Source organism: Pseudomonas sp. NPDC087803 (genome assembly GCF_044742995.1).
Classification (GTDB): Bacteria; Pseudomonadota; Gammaproteobacteria; order Pseudomonadales; family Pseudomonadaceae; genus Aquipseudomonas.
On record NZ_JBIUVO010000059.1, the window covers coordinates 13,406 to 32,625 of the forward strand.

The following is a 19,220-nucleotide window of genomic DNA, read 5'->3' on the forward strand; positions in this document are numbered from 1 at the left end:
CGCCATGGACACCGTCACTGAAGCCCGTCTGGCAATCGCCATGGCTCAGGAAGGTGGCATCGGCATTATCCACAAGAACATGACCATCGAGCAGCAAGCTGCCGAAGTGCGTAAGGTCAAGAAGTTCGAAGCCGGCGTCGTCAAGGATCCGATCACCATCGAGGCTGATGCCACGGTGCGTGACCTGTTCGAACTGACCCGCATGCACAACATTTCCGGCGTTCCGGTGCTGCACGATGGCGACCTGGTCGGCATCGTCACTTCCCGTGACGTACGCTTCGAAACCCGTCTGGAAGCCACCGTACGTGAAGTGATGACGCCTAAAGAGCGTCTGGTCACCGTACGCGAAGGTGCTGACAAGAACGAAGTCCGCGAGCTGCTGCACAAGCACCGTCTGGAAAAAGTCCTGATCGTCGACGACAAGTTTGCCCTCAAAGGCATGATGACCGTCAAAGACATCGAAAAAGCCAAAGCCTACCCGCTGGCCAGCAAGGACGATCAAGGTCGTCTGCGCGTTGGCGCTGCCGTCGGTACCGGTAAAGACACCGGTGACCGCGTTGCTGCGCTGGTCAACGCCGGTGTGGACGTGGTGGTGGTCGACACCGCACACGGTCACTCCAAAGGCGTGATCGACCGCGTGCGCTGGGTCAAAGAGAATTTCCCTGAAGTGCAGGTGATCGGCGGCAACATCGCCACCGGCGCAGCTGCCAAGGCCCTGGCCGAAGCTGGCGCCGACGCAGTCAAGGTCGGTATCGGCCCTGGCTCGATCTGCACCACGCGTATCGTCGCCGGTGTCGGCGTGCCTCAAATCAGTGCCATCGCCAACGTCGCCGCTGCCCTTGAAGGCACTGGTGTGCCGTTGATCGCCGACGGCGGCATCCGTTTCTCCGGTGACCTGTCCAAGGCCATCGTGGCCGGTGCGTCCTGCGTGATGATGGGCTCGATGTTCGCCGGTACTGAAGAAGCCCCGGGCGAGATCGAACTGTTCCAGGGCCGTTCGTACAAGGCTTATCGCGGCATGGGTTCGCTGGGCGCCATGTCCCAGGCGCAAGGCTCTTCCGACCGTTACTTCCAGGACTCTTCGGCTGGCGCCGAGAAACTGGTTCCGGAAGGCATCGAAGGCCGTGTGCCGTACAAAGGCACCCTGACTGCGATCATCCACCAGTTGATGGGTGGTCTGCGTTCCTCGATGGGTTACACCGGCAGTGCCGACATCGAAGAAATGCGTACCAAGCCTGAGTTCGTGCGGATCACCGGCGCCGGTATGGCCGAATCCCACGTGCACGACGTGCAGATCACCAAGGAAGCGCCAAACTACCGCGTAGGTTGAGGCTTCCAGCAAAACATCAAGCAACCGGGGCTGTTTTATTCAGCCCCGAGTTGTTTCTGAATCACGACTGTTTCTGAATTACTTAGACGAGACTGAATCATGGCCCTCGACATTCACGCTCACCGCATCCTGATCCTCGACTTCGGTTCGCAATACACCCAACTGATCGCACGCCGCGTGCGCGAGATCGGTGTGTACTGCGAACTGCACCCGTTCGACATGGACGAGGACGCGATCCGCGAATTCGCGCCGAAAGGCGTCATCCTCGCCGGCGGCCCGGAGTCCGTGCACGAAGCCAACAGCCCGCGCTGCCCACAGGCAGTCTTCGATCTGGGCGTGCCGGTCTTCGGTATCTGCTACGGCATGCAGACCATGGCCGAGCAACTGGGCGGCAAGGTTGAAGGTTCCGAGCTGCGTGAGTTCGGTTACGCCCGCGTTGACGTGGTCGGCAAGAGCCGCCTGCTCGACGGCATCGAGGACCATATCGACGCCGACGGCCTGTTCGGTCTCGACGTGTGGATGAGCCACGGTGACAAGGTCACCAAAATGCCGGAAGACTTCCACATCCTCGCCAGCACTCCGAGCTGCCCGATCGCCGGCATGTTCAACGACGAACGCGCTTACTACGGCGTGCAGTTCCACCCGGAAGTGACCCACACCAAGCAGGGCGGTCGCATCCTGTCGCGCTTCGTGCTGGACATCTGCGGCTGTGAAGCCCTGTGGACCCCGTCGAAGATCGCTGAAGACGCCATCGCCAACATCCGCGCACAAGTCGGCACCGACAACGTGCTGCTGGGCCTGTCCGGCGGGGTTGACTCCTCGGTGGTTGCCGCGCTGCTGCACAAGGCCATCGGCGACCAGTTGACCTGCGTCTTCGTCGACAACGGCCTGCTGCGACTGCACGAAGGCGAGCAAGTGATGGCCATGTTCGCCGAGAACATGGGCGTCAAAGTGATCCGCGCCAACGCTGAAGAGCAGTTCCTGGGCAACCTGGCCGGCGAAGCCGATCCAGAGAAGAAACGCAAGATCATCGGCCGTACCTTCATCGACGTGTTCGATGCCGAATCCTGCAAGCTGGACAACATCAAGTACCTCGCTCAGGGCACCATCTACCCGGACGTGATCGAGTCGGCTGGCGCGAAAAGCGGCAAAGCCCACGTGATCAAGTCGCACCACAACGTGGGCGGCCTGCCGGAAGAGATGAACCTGAAACTGGTCGAGCCACTGCGCGAACTGTTCAAGGACGAAGTCCGTCGTCTGGGTCTGGAACTGGGCCTGCCGTACGACATGGTCTACCGTCACCCGTTCCCGGGTCCGGGCCTGGGCGTGCGCATCCTTGGTGAAGTGAAGAAGGAATACGCCGACCTGCTGCGTCGCGCCGACCACATCTTCATCGAAGAACTGCGCAAAGCCGACTGGTACCACAAGGTCAGCCAGGCCTTCGTCGTGTTCCAGCCAGTGAAATCGGTGGGCGTGGTCGGCGATGGCCGTCGTTACGCCTGGGTCGTGGCCCTGCGTGCCGTGGAAACCATCGACTTCATGACTGCACGTTGGGCGCACCTGCCTTACGAACTGCTGGAAACCGTATCCGGCCGCATCATCAATGAAATCGAAGGCATCTCCCGCGTCACCTATGACGTGTCGAGCAAGCCGCCGGCGACGATTGAGTGGGAATAATGCCCTCGGTCTCAGGGCGGATCGGTTGAAACAAAAAACGCCTGGTGCTTATGCATCAGGCGTTTTTTTTGGGGTTCTATTAGTGCTTCGGAGCAAACGGCTACTCAGTGAGACTTGCTGGCATTTTTGGTGGGAGCACTGGAGCAAGGGGCGTAGTTCTCAATCGATCGCTAAGGCTGGCGTACGTATCAGAGAAACTGTGATCGAATCAAATCTGTATCGAACGGTGTTATCCCTTGCTCAGGCGCAAACACTGCATTTGCTTGCTCCGGCGAAGCAACTCGTTCCCCGCGTGCTCGTACATGCAAGTCGAAAAGCGTTGCCAAATCCGGCCGTGGCGTATGAACCAAGGCCCGCAGCATCAACGATACCCCACTGAGATTGTTCCCGACGTTGTTCCACCGCGGCGATGAAGTGAGTCCCAGATCGGCCCAAATCGTGCGTCGTTCCTGTAAATCCATCACGAAGGGCAGACAGATAATTGTGTCGGATGCGATATCGACACGGTCGAACACGGTTCGCGGCTCGAATACTTCACCCGATGCCGTATCGGTGCGGGCCATCCAGCCAGCGAAACATTCTGGAAGATCGCAGTACGGTTGTGTGGTGTATGAGTTGATGGACGTGACGACGTAGCGAATACCTCTGTCGACGAGGGCATCTACATCGAGGTCGATGAACTCCGAAGCGCCGTCGGGCGCGTCGGTGATGTCGCCGCTGTGGCAACCGCCGAAATCCTTCAGGTTGTAGTACGCGACCGTTTGCTTGAATACGAAGTCGGCGTCGAAAAAAGCGGCGGACAAGTCAATATCCGTGCGCCCGGTGCCATTCTTCCACCACAAGAACAGGCGAATGAAGCGTGCATCAGGCATAGGCAACCGACTGCCTCGCACCAGCGTACGTAGCGATTTCGACGATGCACGCTGCGCCAGCGGCACCTTGTATTCGTGTAATGCGGGATCGATGAAACAGCGACCGAGTGGCGGCAGCGATGCAAAACGCGTTACAAGCGCGTTTTCGCAGATTCGGGCTGCGCGAGCCAACACTTCTGCGGTAAGAGGTTCGCGGTGATCCTTGATGCCATAGACCTTGGCGAATGCGCCTTTTGGGGTGAAGGCGCGCAGGGACAGGGGGCGTGGAGCGCGTACTTGGGCGAGCAACTGCAGCAGGACAGGTGAGGACACTTGTGTTGCAACAGCCTCGAATGCGTCGAGAACCGACTCGGGGTTCGTCGCGCGCCGCAGGCTCACGTCCAGCCGTCGTGCGAATTCACCGGGACGGCTCTGTAGTAAGGGCGTGAGCGTGGCGATGTCGCGCTGGGCCAGCAGTGTTTCGACACGTGAACCAAAGGTGGCTGGCGCTTCGTCGCGGCGCGCTGCCGTGATCGCGTCGAGTGCTCGTGGGTACTTATCGGCGTAGTCGCCCGGATGCAGCACTTCAGCCAGACGCTTCCAGCGCTCGGCGTGGCGCATCACATCTTCTGTAGCATTGGGTATTGAGTCGAGCAGGCGTAATAACAGACGGCGCATCGAGCGCTTCATCGCTTTGAAACGTGTCGTAGCTGTCGCAAGTGACACGTCACCTCCACTCAGGGCGACCGCGAGTCGCAGCACATCCGTCGCCGTTTCGACGTTGCGCTCCAGGAATGCGTCCACCCGTGCGTCACCGGCTACATGCAGGATAAGTGCGCCGCCAACCTGTGCACGTATCTCCCGGAAAGGGATGGCCTCGGGCAGCAGACGGAACACATCACTTTTGTACTCCCTGACGAACCAGACAACATCAGCCGTTTCCTCTTCGGAAAGTGAGGTGCGTGATGAAACCAGCGGTTCGAGCAGTGACTCGAACTCATGGACGCTTCCCGGTTCAATAACCCAGTGTATGAAGTTGCCTTCAAGCAGTGGAGGTCGAGATTCTTCAGTCGGTGGTAAGCGCCTAAGCGTGAGGTAATGTATGACCGCGTTAAGATACAACTCCGCCTCTGTGGCCCTCAGAACCTGTTCTGGAAAGTCAGGATAGAACGGCCGGTGATGCACATGCGCGCCACTCCTCCGACGAAGGATTTCAACAATGCCATGCAACCAGTGCTTGAGCTCTGTCGGTGACAACATGCCGATCTGCTCTATCAGCGTTTCTGATAGTACACACCGGAACGCCGCGACCTCCCGGATAGCCGACGCGACCTGAGCGCGGGTTGCACCGCCAGTACCCACCGGTACGTGAACTTTGCTACGGCGACGCAGGAATAGCTCTTGATTCATGCTTGATTTTCTCCTTGGGTCGTCGTGAGCGAGCCGCAGCATCATGCCTGCAACTGATATGAAAACGCCTGCTAGAAGCAGGCGCGGTGTGGAGAGCGGAACCCCTAGTTCATAGGGGGTTAGAAGGAAGGTGTTCCATAGCCACGGAGGCATTCTACGTAAGGTTTTCGCTTTTTGTCAGGTCGTTGCTTCTCTCAACGGTAACAAGCTGATTCACGATATGAATGGGGGAGGAACGACAAGTCGCTTGTCTATCATCCAGGCGGATATTGGCGTTATTGACCAACTGTGGCTTCAAGGGCGGCGACTTTCCAAGCCGGCATTGACCGGCACCCACTAGCAACAAACACCTTGAAGCCCGCGTAATTGCGGGCTTTCTGGTTTTTGGCTTTGGCGTTTTTGGCAATCATGGCCATCCGGCAATAGCACACTTGCCCTATAGCTAAGTCGATCTTCGCTCCCTAAGCTGCAAGCATCTTCCATTGACGGAAGTACAGCCACTGTCTTGACGGATAACAAAGTCATGCGTGTTGATCAACAACATCGCGTCGAACTCTGTTGCTCGTCATCTCCATAATTCCTGAAATACATGCAGGTAAGCGTATGTCGCCAACACATGGAAAAGCGTTTAGAAACGGAATTGCGCTGTGTCTGATGGCGGGACTTTTAATCGGCTGCGCAAACTCAAACGATTTAATGGGATCGTTGAATCCCAATGGCGTAGGTGCGAAGAAGTATGACGAAGCTTATCTAAAGACCACCATCATTCGTGGCAAGACCACCAAGAGCCAGATATCCCAGTTATTTGGCCCTCCCATGCAGGAGGCGGCAGATTCGGACACTATAACTAACTGGACTTATGTGAAGAGCGAGGAAGGGGTCGAGAAGTATATGAATCTCGCCCACAGATTCGTATCGCCCGAGACAGGTGGCCAAATTGCACAGGTTTCGTCCCAGGTATCCAATGCGCAGGGAACATTGAATGAGGTGGGCAGCGTGACCAGTGGTAAAACCACGCGCCAAGGCATTGTTTTGACCATCTATTTTGAAAACGATGTGGTCCAAAACTACAGCGTTGCACGTTGATTGATTCTGCACGGTTCAACGGCTGGTAACTGCAACGAGTCGAGCCAACCGAATTGATCCAGTGCAAGCTGAAGGCTTGATCGCTGCAACCGAAAAGCCGTGTGAAATCCGTTTCACACGGCTTTTTTGCGTTTTGCGTTACAGCGGTTTTGACCAGCCGCCCAGTTGCATGCCCATGTCATCCAGTGCCTGCAGCAGCGCTTTCATGCTCGGGTAGCGTTTGCCGCTGACCGAAGGCCAGCCGGGGCGTTCGATGTAGAAGCGCTTGCCGTCGGTTTCGATGATGGTCCGCACCAGTTCTCGCGTGCGGCTGCGATGGACGATGAAGGTCAGGTTGGGTTGCTGTTTCAGGGAGTACATGCCGTAGCGCGGCAACAGGGTTTCGAATTCCGACATGGTGTGCGCGGTCCAGGGCGTTTCCATCTGCAGGCGCAGGTCGCCCCTGACCAGTGCCGAGCGATCGTGCACGGTACCGCCCAACGGCAGGATTTTTCCCGGATCGACGTCGATGCCCCGCGAAGTCCCTTCGGGGACATCCTCGACGCGAATGCCGATCGCCTCTTCCAGTTCGCTGACGCCGGCCACGCCCTCGAAACTGTTGGAGTGGGAATTGCCCATCAGCGCCACCCATTTGTGTGCGCCCCGCGCGGCCTGGTCGGCGCGGATCATCAGGCGGGCAAAGTAATTCATCATTTTCTGCCGCGCCGCCTCATCGCCGGACGGAATGTCCATGCCATTGAGGCGATAACTTGCCATGCAGTCGAGGGCTTGCACGTGGATCCCCTGTGTTCTGGCTTCCCTGACCAGTTGCAGAAACGTGTAGCGATGCAGCGGATCGGTCATGTTGCCGACGTCGAGCGCCTTGAGATACGCCTCGAGCTTTTTCGGCATGTTGCCGGTCTGGAAAAACTCGTCCAGTGCGGCTTGATGGAAGTCCGTGAGCAAATGTTCCATGTACAGGCTCTTTACCTGTTTGCTGGCCAGCAACGACATGTTCTCGATCAGCCATTGCTTGCTGCCGACGGCGGTATGGCTCTCGCCGAGCACCAGGCCTCGGGCATGCTCGAGGATTTTCTCGATGATCTCCTCGGCAGTCGCGTCGGCTGCCAGGGCGGGTATGGGCGGGCGTTGGGGCAGGCGCAAGGTGCTGAAAAAATCCCGGGCGTCGCGGTACAGGCGTTTGCGGATGCCCTTGAAGTCGCGGTAGGCATCGAACTCGTTCAGGCTGTCGTAGAAATCACGCAATGCTTCGTCATTCAGACCGTCCGCGCCTTCCTCCAACTCCGCTTTAAGCGGCGTCGGCATGTCGTACTGCGAGGCGGGCAGGGTGAGCAGCGGTCTGCGGCTGCTCGATCCGGCCGTCGCCGCAGGCTTGCCACCGCCACTGAGGCCGGTGCGGGGTATGGTTTCCCATTCGCCCTGAGGGTTCAGGCGTACCGGGATCGAGCGAGTAAAGCCGTGAGGATGCTCGGGGTCGATGACAGCCCAGTGTCCGCTGCCGTTGATGTCGGTTTCGTAGCGTACGTAATAGGCGGTGTCGTCGATCGAGACCGCGGTCGAAGGATTCGAATCGAGCAGATAAATGCCCTGGAATTTTCCTGGCTCGTTCACCGGAGTAATCCCGTCCAGCAACTCATTGGCCTGCCAGTTCGGCGGGATGACTGGCCGCGGACTGTCTACAAGCAGCGTTGTGGCGCTCGCCTGAGGCCAACCCATCGGCTTCAGGCCTTTTTCGATCAGCGCCTGTTTCAACTCGTCCAGTGTGTCCACGGTCAGCGATTCAGGGGGCGGGGCCAGCGGTGTATCGAGGTTGAGCCGGCCGGCGGGGGTGATTCTGATCGCGCTGTCGGCCATGTGGCGATCGGCATTGCGGTAGACCACCAGCAGGCTGCTGCGGTAGCGCTGAAAGGTGAACATCCCCGGTTCCGGCAACAGGGTCCTTAGATTCCGCGGTGTGCGGTACGCCCACGGTGTTTCCACTTGCACCCGCCAATCGCCCTTGATCAGGTTTTGAATACTGTCGGGATCGCTCAGGCCGCCGGCGATTTCTTCGACCGGGGAGTCGGGGTAATCGGCATATTCCACCGCCAGGCCGGGGTCGCTGCCGATGGCCTCGGCTTGCCCCGGCGTCACGTCGTCGATGCGTACACTCAAGGCCTCGGTCTGCTCGCTGATGCCCTGATAGCCGCGAAAGGCGCTCATGTTTTCCTGATTGACCAGTGCCACCCACTTGCCCGGGCCATTGAGTGCCTGATGAAAGCGAATGACCTCGCCGGCAAAGAAGCTGCGCGCCATCTGGTTGTTGGGGAAGGGCTGCAGCGCATCTTTGTTGAGGTTGTAAGTGGTCGACAGGTCGATCGCCTGAAGCCGGATGCGCTGGGCGTTGGCGGCTTTCACCAGCGCCATCAGGTTGAATTTGCCGTCCGGGTCGTTGCCGGCCCGGAAGTCAATTTTGTTCAAGTAGTCTCGCAGTTCTTCGGACATTTCCCCGGTGCGGGCGAACGCATCCAGGTCCAGTTGATTGACGTTCGCCAGCAACTCTTGCAGGTACAGGGTCTTCACCCCGCTGCGGGCGAGATGCGGCATGTGTTCGATCAGCAATTTCTTGCTGCCGATGCTGCCCCGGCTTTCGCCGATCACCAGCCCGGGTTTCTCCGCCAGTGCGGCGTCGAACAGTTCGCCCGGGGAGGCGACAGGCGCCTGCGGCAACACCGGCAGGCGTGGAGTTGGCGGATGCAGTTCGTACCAGGCGTTGGCATCGCTGATCAGCGTCGCACGCGGTTGTTCCTGCGCCAGGTCGAACTCGCTGAACGAGATCACCTCGTGCGCATTCGGCATGAGTGCATTGCCTGTTTCGGTTTCGGGCCTGATCACGCTGTGCATGTCGATGTCGCCCAGGGTCCAGGCGCGGCGGAACTGGGCTTGCAGATCCGGGCCGCCGAGCGCCCAGGCGCGCATTTCGGGATCATCGAGTCCGGGAACATGGATGCCCGGCGTTTGCACCCACGGTTCGACGACGGGAGCGTTCGATTCAGTGCCAGCGGTGATCATGGGCGCATCGAGACCGCCACGAAGCCCCAACCTGGGCGCCACTTCCCAGGCACCGTCAGCGTTGAGCCGCACGGGGATCGAGCCGGAAAAGGCGTCGGGCCGGGCGGGATCAATGATTGCCCAGCTGCCACGTCCGTTCAGGTTTTCTTCAAAACGCACGTAGTAGGCGCTGTCACCGAGGCTGATGGCGGACGAGGGATTGGATGCCAGTCGATGGATGCCTCGGAATTTGCCCGGCTCGCGGATCAGCGTGTCCTCGCCCAAGACCTGGTTGATCTTGAAGGACTGCGGGATTTCCGTACGAGGCGTCAGCGCGACGGGAAGATCAGTCGTGACCGGGGGCGCCTGCACCGCTGGTGGTGCACGTTGAGGTTGGGTGTTCTCGATCAGGTCGGCCATTTCCGCCGCTTCGGCGGCATCCACCTCGGGGCCGACCTCGACCAGCGATCCCGGACCCTTGAGCACCAGCAGGTTGAACAGCATGTCGATGCCGCTGAGCACTGCACCGAGGATTCCGGCCTTGCGCTCGGTGGCGGTTTTGCCATTGACCGCCTGATCAATGTTCAACCCCATGTTGGCAATGCTGGCGCCGATCACCGGCAATGCGAGTGGCCAGCCCACCACGGCCATTGGCCCGAATACCCTGACCCCGGCGCTGAGGTAGCCGATCCACAGCTTCTTGCGCAGGTCGCCATTGGAGGTCAGGGACAGGCTGGCCTCGGCCGACATCGCAGCGCGGGTCGAGGCGCTGAGCCAGGTGAAGGCGTCGCCGCTGACGGCGCGGTTGTCCCGATTGATCATCGAGTGGTCGTAGCGGCCCCAGGTTGTCACCAGACGATTCATCAGCTCGCCAGGATTGGCGTTGATCTGTTGCCGGTCGGCCAGCGAGAAATACGCAAGGAATGTCTCGCGGGCAACGCGTTTGTTCATTCGCTGCAGGATCCAGAAGTGCAGGTCGGTGGCGGTTTCCAGGACCTGGAAGGCTTCGCCGTCACCCGGCAGGTAGAGGATCTGCCGCCCTTTGGGCGCGACGAAACGCAGGACGTTGATCGCGACATAACCGTCAAGATCCAGCGTACGCACGCTGTCCGGGCAACGGTGTTCGGCCTGCAGCAAGGCCAGGTTCACCGGCCAGGTCAGCGGGCCGATTACCGCTCGCGTGACGAACAGAAAATCCTCGTCGCTCAACTGGCGCTTGTCCCGCGCTTGCAGGGCTTTGATCAGAAAGTTGCACTTGGCCAAGGTACGAAAGTCGCTGCCGCTGGTAGTCCAGAAGGCGTTCAGTTGAGCGTCGTACAGGGCGCTGAAGTCGATGTTCCAGAAGTCCTTGAGCACGTCGTTGCCGTGCAGGCGCACTTCATTGCGCTCATCGAAGGTGCGGGCCTCGGGGCCGGCAGTGTAGAAGCCGCCATAGACGTCGAGCAGGTCGGCGTTGTCCTGATCGGCGACGCGGAAGCGGTGAATCACCAATTGGGTCAGGGTCATGCTTGAAGTGGGCGTGGCGTGCACATGCTCCCAGCCGGTGAAGGCTTTCGAACTGCTTTGCGAGGCGTCGAAGCGGTGGAAATACACTTGATCCGGGTCGAGGCCGTGAATCTGGAATTTGATCAGCAGGTCGCTGGCGACCTGTCGAGCGGCATCCTGCAGGCTCGGGCAGGTCTGGATGACGGTGGCGGCAATCGCCTGGAGCGCGGCCTTGTCGGCGGCGTTGGGCATCGGGTTGGGCATGTGTTTGGGCTCTCTGTCCTTGAGAAACGGGTGGCACAGGATGGCCCGGCTGTTCGATGCATGTGCACTACATAGTTATGTCACCTGAGCGCTCGAAATCGTGTACGCGCGAGGCGCAGCTGCGTCCATCCGCCGCGCTGCCCTTACTGTTTCGCAATTGCAGGTGTATCGTATTTGCCTTTTGCGGGCCCGGTGCCCGACGCAGATACGTGAGGTAGTTGAGTTCATGTCCTTTACCCGTCGCCAAATCCTCGGTGGCCTGGCCGGTCTTGTTGTCGTTGGAGTCGGGGCAGGAGGCGCGTCGCGTTACTGGCTGGGCAAGATGGCCGATGCTGACGCGGGCCACGACTACGAGCTGATCGCCGCGCCACTGGACGTTGAGCTGGTGCCGGGGCACAAGACCGAAGCGTGGGCGTTCGGCCCATCGGCGCCGGGCACTGAATTGCGCGTGCGTCAGGGCGAATGGCTGCGGGTGCGCTTCATCAACCACCTGCCGGTGGCAACCACCATTCACTGGCACGGCATTCGTTTGCCGCTGGAGATGGACGGTGTGCCGTACGTCTCGCAATTGCCGGTGCTGCCCGGTGAATACTTTGATTACAAATTCCGCGTGCCGGACGCCGGCAGCTACTGGTATCACCCGCACGTCAGCAGCAGCGAAGAGCTGGGGCGCGGACTGGTCGGGCCGCTGATCGTCGAAGAGCGCGAACCGACCGGTTTCAAGTACGAAAAGACCCTGAGTCTGAAAAACTGGCACATCGACGATGAGGGTAATTTCGTCGAATTCAGCATCCCTCGCGAAGCCGCGCGTGGTGGTACGGCAGGGCGGCTGTCGACCATCAACGGCGTGCCATCGCCGGTGATCGAGTTGCCGGCGGGGCAGATCACCCGCGTACGTTTGCTCAACCTCGACAACACCCTGACCTATCGCATCAATATCCCCGGCGTCGAAGCGCAGATCTATGCGCTGGACGGCAACCCGGTCGAGCCGCGGCCGCTGGGCAAGGAATACTGGCTGGGGCCGGGCATGCGCATTTGCCTGGCGATCAAGGCACCGGCGGCCGGTGAGGAGTTGTCGCTGCGCAACGGCCCGGTACGTCTGGGGACTTTGCGTTCGGTGGCCAATAACGATGCGCCGACCGAGTGGCCGAAAGCGTTGCCCGCCAACCCGGTGGCCGAGCCGGATCTGGCGAATGCCGAGAAACTCAACTTCAATTTCGAGTGGGTCGGTTCGGTGTCGGTGAACGTCGACAACGGCAAGCCGCCGAGCCTGTGGCAGATCAACGGCAAGGCCTGGGACATCACTGACAAGACCTGCGCCGATCGGCCAATTGCCAGCCTGAAGCTGGGCCAGAGCTACATCTTCGAACTGAAGAACATGACCCAGTACCAGCACCCGATCCACCTGCACGGCATGAGTTTCAAGGTGATTGCGTCGAACCGGCACAAGATCACCCCGTACTTCACCGACACCTACCTGCTGGGCAAGAACGAGCGTGCGCAAGTGGCGCTGGTGGCGGATAACCCGGGGGTGTGGATGTTCCATTGCCACGTGATCGACCACATGGAAACCGGCCTGATGGCCGCCATCGAGGTGAAGTGATGCGCCAGATTCGCCCCGCCGCGATCATCGACCGCAGCCGTGACCGCGATTTCATGCGCGAAGCCCTAGACCTTGCCGCCCAAGGCGCAGCCCATGGCGAAGTACCGGTCGGCGCGGTGCTGGTGCAGGACGGTGAAATCATCGGTCGCGGTTTCAATTGCCCGATCACCACCAGCGACCCCAGTGCCCACGCGGAAATGGTCGCGATCCGCGCCGCTGCGCAAGCGGTGAACAACTATCGCCTGCCGGGCAGCACGCTGTATGTGACGCTGGAGCCGTGCAGCATGTGCGCCGGGCTGATCGTGCATTCACGCATTGCGCGGGTGGTGTTTGGCGCGCTGGAGCCGAAAGCGGGGATTGTGCAGAGTCAGGGACAGTTTTTTACCCAGGGCTTTTTGAATCACCGGGTGTTGTATGAGGGTGGGGTACTGGCCGAAGAGTGTGGAGCAGTGCTGACTGAATTCTTCCGCGCCCGTCGCGCAAAGCCTGCTGAATAAACACAAGAACCATTGTGGGAGCGGGCTTGCTCGCGAAAGCGGTGTGTCAGGCGATGAAAATGTTGCCTGACACACCGCTTTCGCGAGCAAGCCCGCTCCCACAGGGGGGATCTCCTGTGCAGGGGAGATTGGGTTATTTCTTCGCGACAATCACCGCCCGCATCGGCGCCGGCAGCCCTTCGATGGTCTTGCTGTGATCCTCGGGATCAAGGAAGTCGCTCAGCGACTGGTACTTCATCCACTCGGTGCCGCGCTGTTCTTCAACGGTGGTGGTGCTGACGTCCACGCAGCGAATATCGGTGAACCCGGCGCGGCGCAGCCACAATTCCAGCGCTGGCACCGACGGCAGGAACCATACGTTGCGCATCTGCGCATAACGGTCTTCCGGCACCAGCACCTGATGTTTGTCACCTTCGACCACCAGCGTTTCCAGCACCAGTTCGCCGCCCTTGACCAGGCAATCCTTCAGCGCCAGCAAATGCTCGATCGGCGAACGACGATGGTAGAACACGCCCATCGAGAACACCGTATCGAAGCCTTCCAGGTTCGGCGGCAGGTCTTCGAACGGGAACGGCAAGTGCCAGGCATTCGGCTCGGACAGATAGCGCTGCACGGCCTGGAACTGGCAGAAGAACAGCCAGTTCGGATCGACGCCGATCACGCTGTCGGCACCGGCGCCGAGCATGCGCCACATGTAGTAACCGTTGCCGCAACCGACGTCGAGGATGCGTTTGCCCTTCAGATCCAGATGCGGGGCGACCCGCGACCACTTCCAGTCCGAGCGCCATTCGGTGTCGACGTGTACGCCGAACAGGTCGAACGGCCCCTTGCGCCATGGCGACAGGCCCATCAACGCGGTGCGCATTTGCGCGCGGGTTGCGTCGTCGCAGTCGGTGTCGAGTTTCAGGCCGTTGAGCAGATCGACTTCAGTCGGCGCCAGTTTCGGCAACGCATCCAGTGCACTTTGCCAACGCTCCAGATCGCCGTGGCCCTTCTCCATTTTCTTGTCGAGTTGCACTTGCAGGGTGTTGGCCCAATCGGCCAGCGGCGTGCCGGCCAGACGGCGGGCGAGGGGGGACAGATCAATCATGGCAAGGCAATCAACGAGGCAAAGTTAAGACACTGGAACCACGGCACGACTTTCGAGAACCCGGCGGCCAGCAGGCGTTCGCGGTGTTCTTCGAGGCTGTCGGGCTTCATGACGTTTTCGATGGCGCTGCGCTTCTGGGCAATTTCCAGTTCGCTGTAGCCGTTGGCGCGTTTGAACGCGACGTGCAGATCGGTGAGCAACGCGTGCTCTTGCGCATCGTTGAAGCGCAGCTTCTCCGACAGAATCAGCGCGCCACCGGGCAGCAGTGATTGGCGGATACGCGAGAGCAACGCGGTGCGCTGCTCCGGGGCGATGAATTGCAGGGTGAAGTTCAGTGCCACCACCGAGGCCGGTTTGAACTCGAGCGCGAGAATGTCGCCTTCGATCACTTCGACCGGGAGCAGCTCCTGGAACATCGAATCCTGACCGTTGAGGTACTCGCGGCAGCGTTCGACCATCGCCGCCGAGTTATCCACCGCGATCACCCGGCAACCGTCGGTGCGCACGTGACGGCGCAAGGCCTGAGTCACGGCGCCGAGCGAGGCGCCGAGGTCGTACAGCACGCTGTTCGGTTGGGCGAATTGCGCCGCGAGCACGCCGAGGTTTTCGACGATGGTCGGGTAACCCGGCACCGAGCGCTTGATCATGTCCGGGAACACCCGCACCACGTCCTCGTTGAAGGCGAAGTCAGGCACCTGGGCCATCGGCTGGGCGAAAATGCGATCGGGTTCTTTGCTCACGGCGGTTCCGGCGGTGTCGGTGGAAAAGGCCGGCATTTTAGCCAAAGTGGCGCGGGGATGCTTGGGTTGTCCGACGTGGCGAGGGGATTTATCCCCGATGGGCTGCGGAGCAGCCCCAAAATCTGTGCCAGCGGTCTGTCTGACATGCCTGATTGACCGGTTTCTGGGCCGCTGCGCAGCCCATCGGGGATGAATCCCCTCACTACAAAATTAGCGGTGTTTCACGGAAAACGCCGAAGCGGCAATCCCCCACTGGCCCAGCCAGTAGCTGAGGATGATCACGTACGGCGCAGCATGAAATGGCGATACGAAGCGATCAATGCCGATCACACTGTCCGAGAACACAAACGCCAGCGCGCCGCCGGCTGCCAATAGCGCCGAACGCTTGGGCACGTCGGTGCCGAGGCGGGCGAGGGCGCGCCAGAGCATGGCGCTGATCGCCGTGCCGTAGACAATCACCGGTACCAGCAACGGCCCCAGGCCACTGGAAATCAGCAGCCCCAGCAGCACTGCGCCAACGCCGAGCGCGAGCACCATCGGCAAGAGTGCCAGACGTTTGCAATCGCTGAGGTAAGCCTTGAGATAGGCCAGATGCGCAACCAGAAACGCACCGAGGCCAAACACGAACAGGTCCCCCGGCCACGCCAGCAACACGTCACCGAGCACCGAGAAAATCAGCCCCAGGCTGATCCAGCGCCGATAGTCGCTGGGTGGCGCGTCGTGCAGCCAGCCGAGCAGCGCCAGCACCGGCAACGGCTTGACCAGCAGGCAGAGCAGCGCCGCATGGGTGCTCACACCGTACAGAAAGGTCACCGCGCCCATCAGCGCCAGAATCAGCCAGCCCACGATCAGTTCACCGAAATGGCGCAGTCGAAGGTTTCCGCCGGTGTCACTTCAGGCTCCCAAGGTTGCTGCGAGGTCAGGCGCAGGCGGCCGGTGCCGGTGGCGAAGGCCTGGAAGCGCCAGGTGGAGAAACCGCCCGCGCCGACCATGCCCGAGTCTTTCGGACTGCTGTAAACCTCAGGGCTGAGGGCATGCAGCACGCCGCCCGCCGAGTCCTGAATCGCCCAGCGATAACCCGTGGTCGGATTGCTTGGCAGCATCACGATCAGGTTTTGTCCGTTGGTCAGCCGTACGGGGCATTCGCTCTGTTTTTCCACGGTCACATTCTGTTTCGGCTGCGTGGCGCAGGCGGCCAGCAGGGAGAGGGCGAGGGGGACGAACAGGCGAGTGGGGGACATAGGCTCAGTGGCTCCGGCGTTGACGACGAACGGCGAGCATAACTGAAGATGAGACAAAGTGTGACAGTCGTGCGGTCCAGTGTGGACTGCACTCACGCCATCGCTGGCAAGCCAGCTCCCACAGGGATTGTGGTGAACACAGAATTTGTGAACACATCGAACACTGTGGGAGCTGGCTTGCCAGCGATAGCGGTAGGTCAGGCGCTAAAGCTCTGTCAGAACAGCACCTTCGCCACATCCGCAAAGCGCTTGGCAAAGTGCACGGTAATGCCTTCTTTCAGATAGTCCGGCAATTCCTCGAAGTTACCGCGGTTCGGTTCCGGCAGGATCAGTTCGAAGATCTTCTGCCGCCGCGCCGCGATCACCTTTTCGCGCACCCCGCCAATCGGCAGCACATGCCCGGTCAGGGTCAGTTCGCCGGTCATTGCCACGCCTTTTTTCGGTGGCTGGTTGCGCGCGAGGGAGAGCAGGGCGCTGGCCATGGTCACGCCGGCGCTCGGGCCGTCTTTCGGTGTGGCACCTTCCGGTACATGCAGGTGGACGAAGGCTTCGTCGAAGAATTTCGCATCACCGCCAAACTGCTTCAGGTGCGAGCTGACGTAGCTGTAGGCGATCTCGGCGGACTCTTTCATCACATCGCCCAGTTGCCCGGTGAGTTTGAACCCGCGATTGAGCGTATGAATCCGCGTCGCTTCGATCGGCAGGGTCGCGCCGCCCATGCTGGTCCAGGCCAGACCGGTGATCACACCGGTGCCAGACAGCACTTGTTCGTTGCGGAACACCGGATGGCCCAGCGACGCTTCAAGGTCTTTCGGGCCGAGCTTGATCACCGCTTTCGGGTCGTCGATCAGCTTCATCACCGCTTTGCGCACCAGTTTGCCCATCTGTTTTTCCAGTTGGCGCACCCCGGCTTCACGGGCGTAACCGTCGATCAAGGCCTTGAGCGCACTGTCGCTGATGCTCAGGCTGCCCTTGGACACGCCAGCCTTTTCCAGCAGTTTCGGCCACAGGTGACGCTTGGCGATGGCGACTTTCTCTTCGGTGATGTAGCCCGACAGGCGAATCACTTCCATCCGGTCCAGCAACGGGCCGGGAATCGAATCCAGGGTGTTTGCAGTACACACGAACAGGACTTTCGACAGGTCCATGCGCAGGTCGAGGTAGTGGTCGAGGAATTCGACGTTCTGCTCCGGATCGAGGGTTTCCAGCAGCGCCGAGGCCGGGTCGCCCTGGTAGCTCTGGCCCATCTTGTCGATCTCGTCGAGCATGATCACCGGGTTCATCACTTCGACGTCTTTCAACGCCTGCACCAGTTTGCCCGGCTGCGCGCCGATGTAGGTGCGGCGGTGGCCCTTGATCTCGGCTTCGTCACGCATGCCGCCGAGGCTGAAGCGATAGAACGGCCGGCCAAGGGATTCGGCGATGGATTTGCCGACGCTGGTTTTACCCACGCCCGGCGGGCCGACCAGCAGCACGATGGAACCGCTGATTTCGCCTTTATAGGCACCGACCGCAAGAAATTCGAGGATGCGGTCCTTGATGTCGTCGAGGCCGGCATGGTGTTTGTCGAGCACCTTGCGTGCGTGTTTGAGGTCGAGTTTGTCCTCACCGTACACGCCCCACGGCACCGAGGTCGCCCAGTCGAGGTAGTTGCGGGTGACCGCGTACTCCGGCGATCCGGTTTCGAGGATCGACAGTTTGTTCATTTCCTCTTCGAGGCGTTTCTGTACCTGCGCCGGCAGGACTTTGCCTTCCAGGCGTTGCTCGAATTGTTCAAGGTCGGCGCTGCGGTCGTCCTTGGTCAGGCCGAGTTCCTGCTGGATGACCTTGAGTTGTTCTTTCAGGAAAAACTCGCGCTGGTGCTCGCCGATCTTGCGGTTGACCTCGGCGGAGATCTCTTTCTGCAGGCGCGCGACTTCGACTTCCTTGCGCAGCATCGGCAGGACTTTTTCCATGCGCTTGAGCATTGGCACGCAGTCGAGCACTTCTTGCAGCTCATTACCGGTCGCCGAAGTGAGGGCAGCGGCGAAGTCGGTCAGCGGCGACGGATCGTTGGGGCTGAAGCGGTTGAGGTAGTTCTTCAGCTCTTCGCTGTACAGCGGGTTGAGCGGCAGCAGTTCCTTGATCGCGTTGATCAGCGCCATGCCGTAGGCCTTGACCTCGTCGGTCGGCTCGGTCGGCTGGTGCGGGTATTCGACTTCCACCAGGTACGGTGGGCGATGGTGTTTGAGCCAGGTCTTGATGCGCACGCGGCTCAGGCCTTGGGCGACAAATTGCAATTTGCCGTTTTCGCGGCTGGCGTGGTGCACCTTCACCAGCGTGCCGTATTCCGGCAGGGCTTTGGTGTTGAAGTGGCGCGGGTCTTCCTGGGGCGTGTCCATGAAGAACAGGGCCAGGGAGTGGTGGTCGGATTTGCTGACCAGGTCGAGGGTTTCTGCCCAGGGTTCTTCGTTGACGATGACCGGCAGCACTTGGGCCGGGAAGAACGGGCGGTTGTGGATCGGGATGACGTAGACCTTGTCCGGCAGGTTCTGGCCGGGCAGGGCGAGGCCTTTGCCGGTGGAATGGTGTTCGATGTGGTCAGCTTCGGTGTAGTCGTCGGGGTTGTCGGGGAATTCTTGCTGGTCGCTCATTGGGGCACCTGCACAATGGGGTATGGGTCTTAGATGGGGCAGGCTTGGGGTGGTTTCAATGGGGGGCGGTGTTTCTGCTTGGGTGTTCAGGGTTTTGACAGGCGTCACGCTTTGGACTTGGCGGCCTTTGGGCCGACCATGTTCTTGGGGTTTTGGGGGTATATCCGTTGCTGCGGTAACGGCTGCTTAGGGTTCCGCCCTTACGGCGGGTCACTTTTTCCAGACGCCGAAAAAGTAACCAAAAAGGCTTGCTCCTGCGTTCGGCCCGCTCGCTGGGGCTCGG

At 60.4% G+C, this 19,220-nt stretch carries 12 protein-coding genes; 5 read left to right on the plus strand and 7 right to left on the minus strand.

Translation table 11 applies throughout. The features are described 5' to 3' along the window. Both guaB and guaA read left to right on the plus strand, forming a co-directional pair. The coding region (guaB, locus tag ACIOUG_RS21975) for an IMP dehydrogenase (RefSeq protein WP_401068629.1) at nucleotides 1–1,330 on the plus strand (1,330 nt) is incomplete at its 5' end. A gap of 99 nt (nucleotides 1,331–1,429) precedes the next feature. After that, a complete protein-coding gene (gene guaA / locus ACIOUG_RS21980) occupies nucleotides 1,430–3,007 on the plus strand; it encodes a glutamine-hydrolyzing GMP synthase (RefSeq protein ID WP_401068631.1) in 1,578 nt (525 codons plus the stop codon). 188 nt (nucleotides 3,008–3,195) lie between these two features. Here guaA and ACIOUG_RS21985 read toward each other — a convergent pair whose 3' ends face one another. Further along, nucleotides 3,196–5,268, minus strand: coding sequence for a TerD family protein (locus tag ACIOUG_RS21985; protein ID WP_401068633.1), 2,073 nt, complete (start codon nucleotides 5,266–5,268; stop codon nucleotides 3,196–3,198). Between the two features lie 558 nt (nucleotides 5,269–5,826). Between ACIOUG_RS21985 and ACIOUG_RS21990 the strand changes: the two genes are divergently transcribed. After that, nucleotides 5,827–6,354, plus strand: a complete 528-nt coding sequence (locus tag ACIOUG_RS21990) for a hypothetical protein (RefSeq protein WP_401068635.1) — start codon at nucleotides 5,827–5,829, stop codon at nucleotides 6,352–6,354. A 138-nt stretch (nucleotides 6,355–6,492) separates the two neighbouring features. Here the strand turns inward: ACIOUG_RS21990 and ACIOUG_RS21995 are convergent, their stop codons facing one another. Further along, on the minus strand, nucleotides 6,493–11,133 hold the full coding sequence (locus tag ACIOUG_RS21995) for a dermonecrotic toxin domain-containing protein (protein ID WP_401068637.1): 4,641 nt from the start codon (nucleotides 11,131–11,133) through the stop codon (nucleotides 6,493–6,495). Between the two features lie 226 nt (nucleotides 11,134–11,359). Between ACIOUG_RS21995 and ACIOUG_RS22000 the strand changes: the two genes are divergently transcribed. Both ACIOUG_RS22000 and tadA read left to right on the plus strand, forming a co-directional pair. After that, nucleotides 11,360–12,736, plus strand: a complete 1,377-nt coding sequence (locus ACIOUG_RS22000) for a multicopper oxidase family protein (protein ID WP_401068638.1) — start codon at nucleotides 11,360–11,362, stop codon at nucleotides 12,734–12,736. Further along, nucleotides 12,736–13,233 (plus strand): tRNA adenosine(34) deaminase TadA, encoded by a 498-nt coding sequence (tadA, locus tag ACIOUG_RS22005; protein WP_401068640.1) that lies wholly within the window; start codon nucleotides 12,736–12,738, stop codon nucleotides 13,231–13,233. Before ACIOUG_RS22000 ends, tadA begins: the two co-directional genes overlap by 1 nt. Nucleotides 13,234–13,366: 133 nt before the next feature. Here tadA and cmoB read toward each other — a convergent pair whose 3' ends face one another. The 5 genes from cmoB to lon all read right to left on the minus strand — a co-directional run bounded on the left by cmoB (nucleotide 13,367) and on the right by lon (nucleotide 18,937). Beyond that, nucleotides 13,367–14,323 (minus strand): tRNA 5-methoxyuridine(34)/uridine 5-oxyacetic acid(34) synthase CmoB, encoded by a 957-nt coding sequence (cmoB, locus tag ACIOUG_RS22010; RefSeq protein ID WP_367085621.1) that lies wholly within the window; start codon nucleotides 14,321–14,323, stop codon nucleotides 13,367–13,369. Further along, on the minus strand, nucleotides 14,320–15,099 hold the full coding sequence (cmoA, locus tag ACIOUG_RS22015) for a carboxy-S-adenosyl-L-methionine synthase CmoA (protein WP_003227846.1): 780 nt from the start codon (nucleotides 15,097–15,099) through the stop codon (nucleotides 14,320–14,322). The genes cmoB and cmoA overlap by 4 nt, the downstream gene beginning before the upstream one ends. Nucleotides 15,100–15,273: 174 nt before the next feature. Continuing rightward, nucleotides 15,274–15,909 (minus strand): lysoplasmalogenase, encoded by a 636-nt coding sequence (locus ACIOUG_RS22020; RefSeq protein ID WP_401068642.1) that lies wholly within the window; start codon nucleotides 15,907–15,909, stop codon nucleotides 15,274–15,276. 2 nt (nucleotides 15,910–15,911) lie between these two features. Beyond that, the gene (locus tag ACIOUG_RS22025; RefSeq protein ID WP_401068644.1) at nucleotides 15,912–16,304 is read right to left on the minus strand and encodes a protease inhibitor I42 family protein; all 393 of its coding nucleotides are present in this window, start codon (nucleotides 16,302–16,304) and stop codon (nucleotides 15,912–15,914) included. A gap of 215 nt (nucleotides 16,305–16,519) precedes the next feature. Beyond that, nucleotides 16,520–18,937, minus strand: a complete 2,418-nt coding sequence (lon, locus tag ACIOUG_RS22030) for an endopeptidase La (RefSeq protein ID WP_401068645.1) — start codon at nucleotides 18,935–18,937, stop codon at nucleotides 16,520–16,522. Nucleotides 18,938–19,220: the final 283 nt, after the last annotated feature.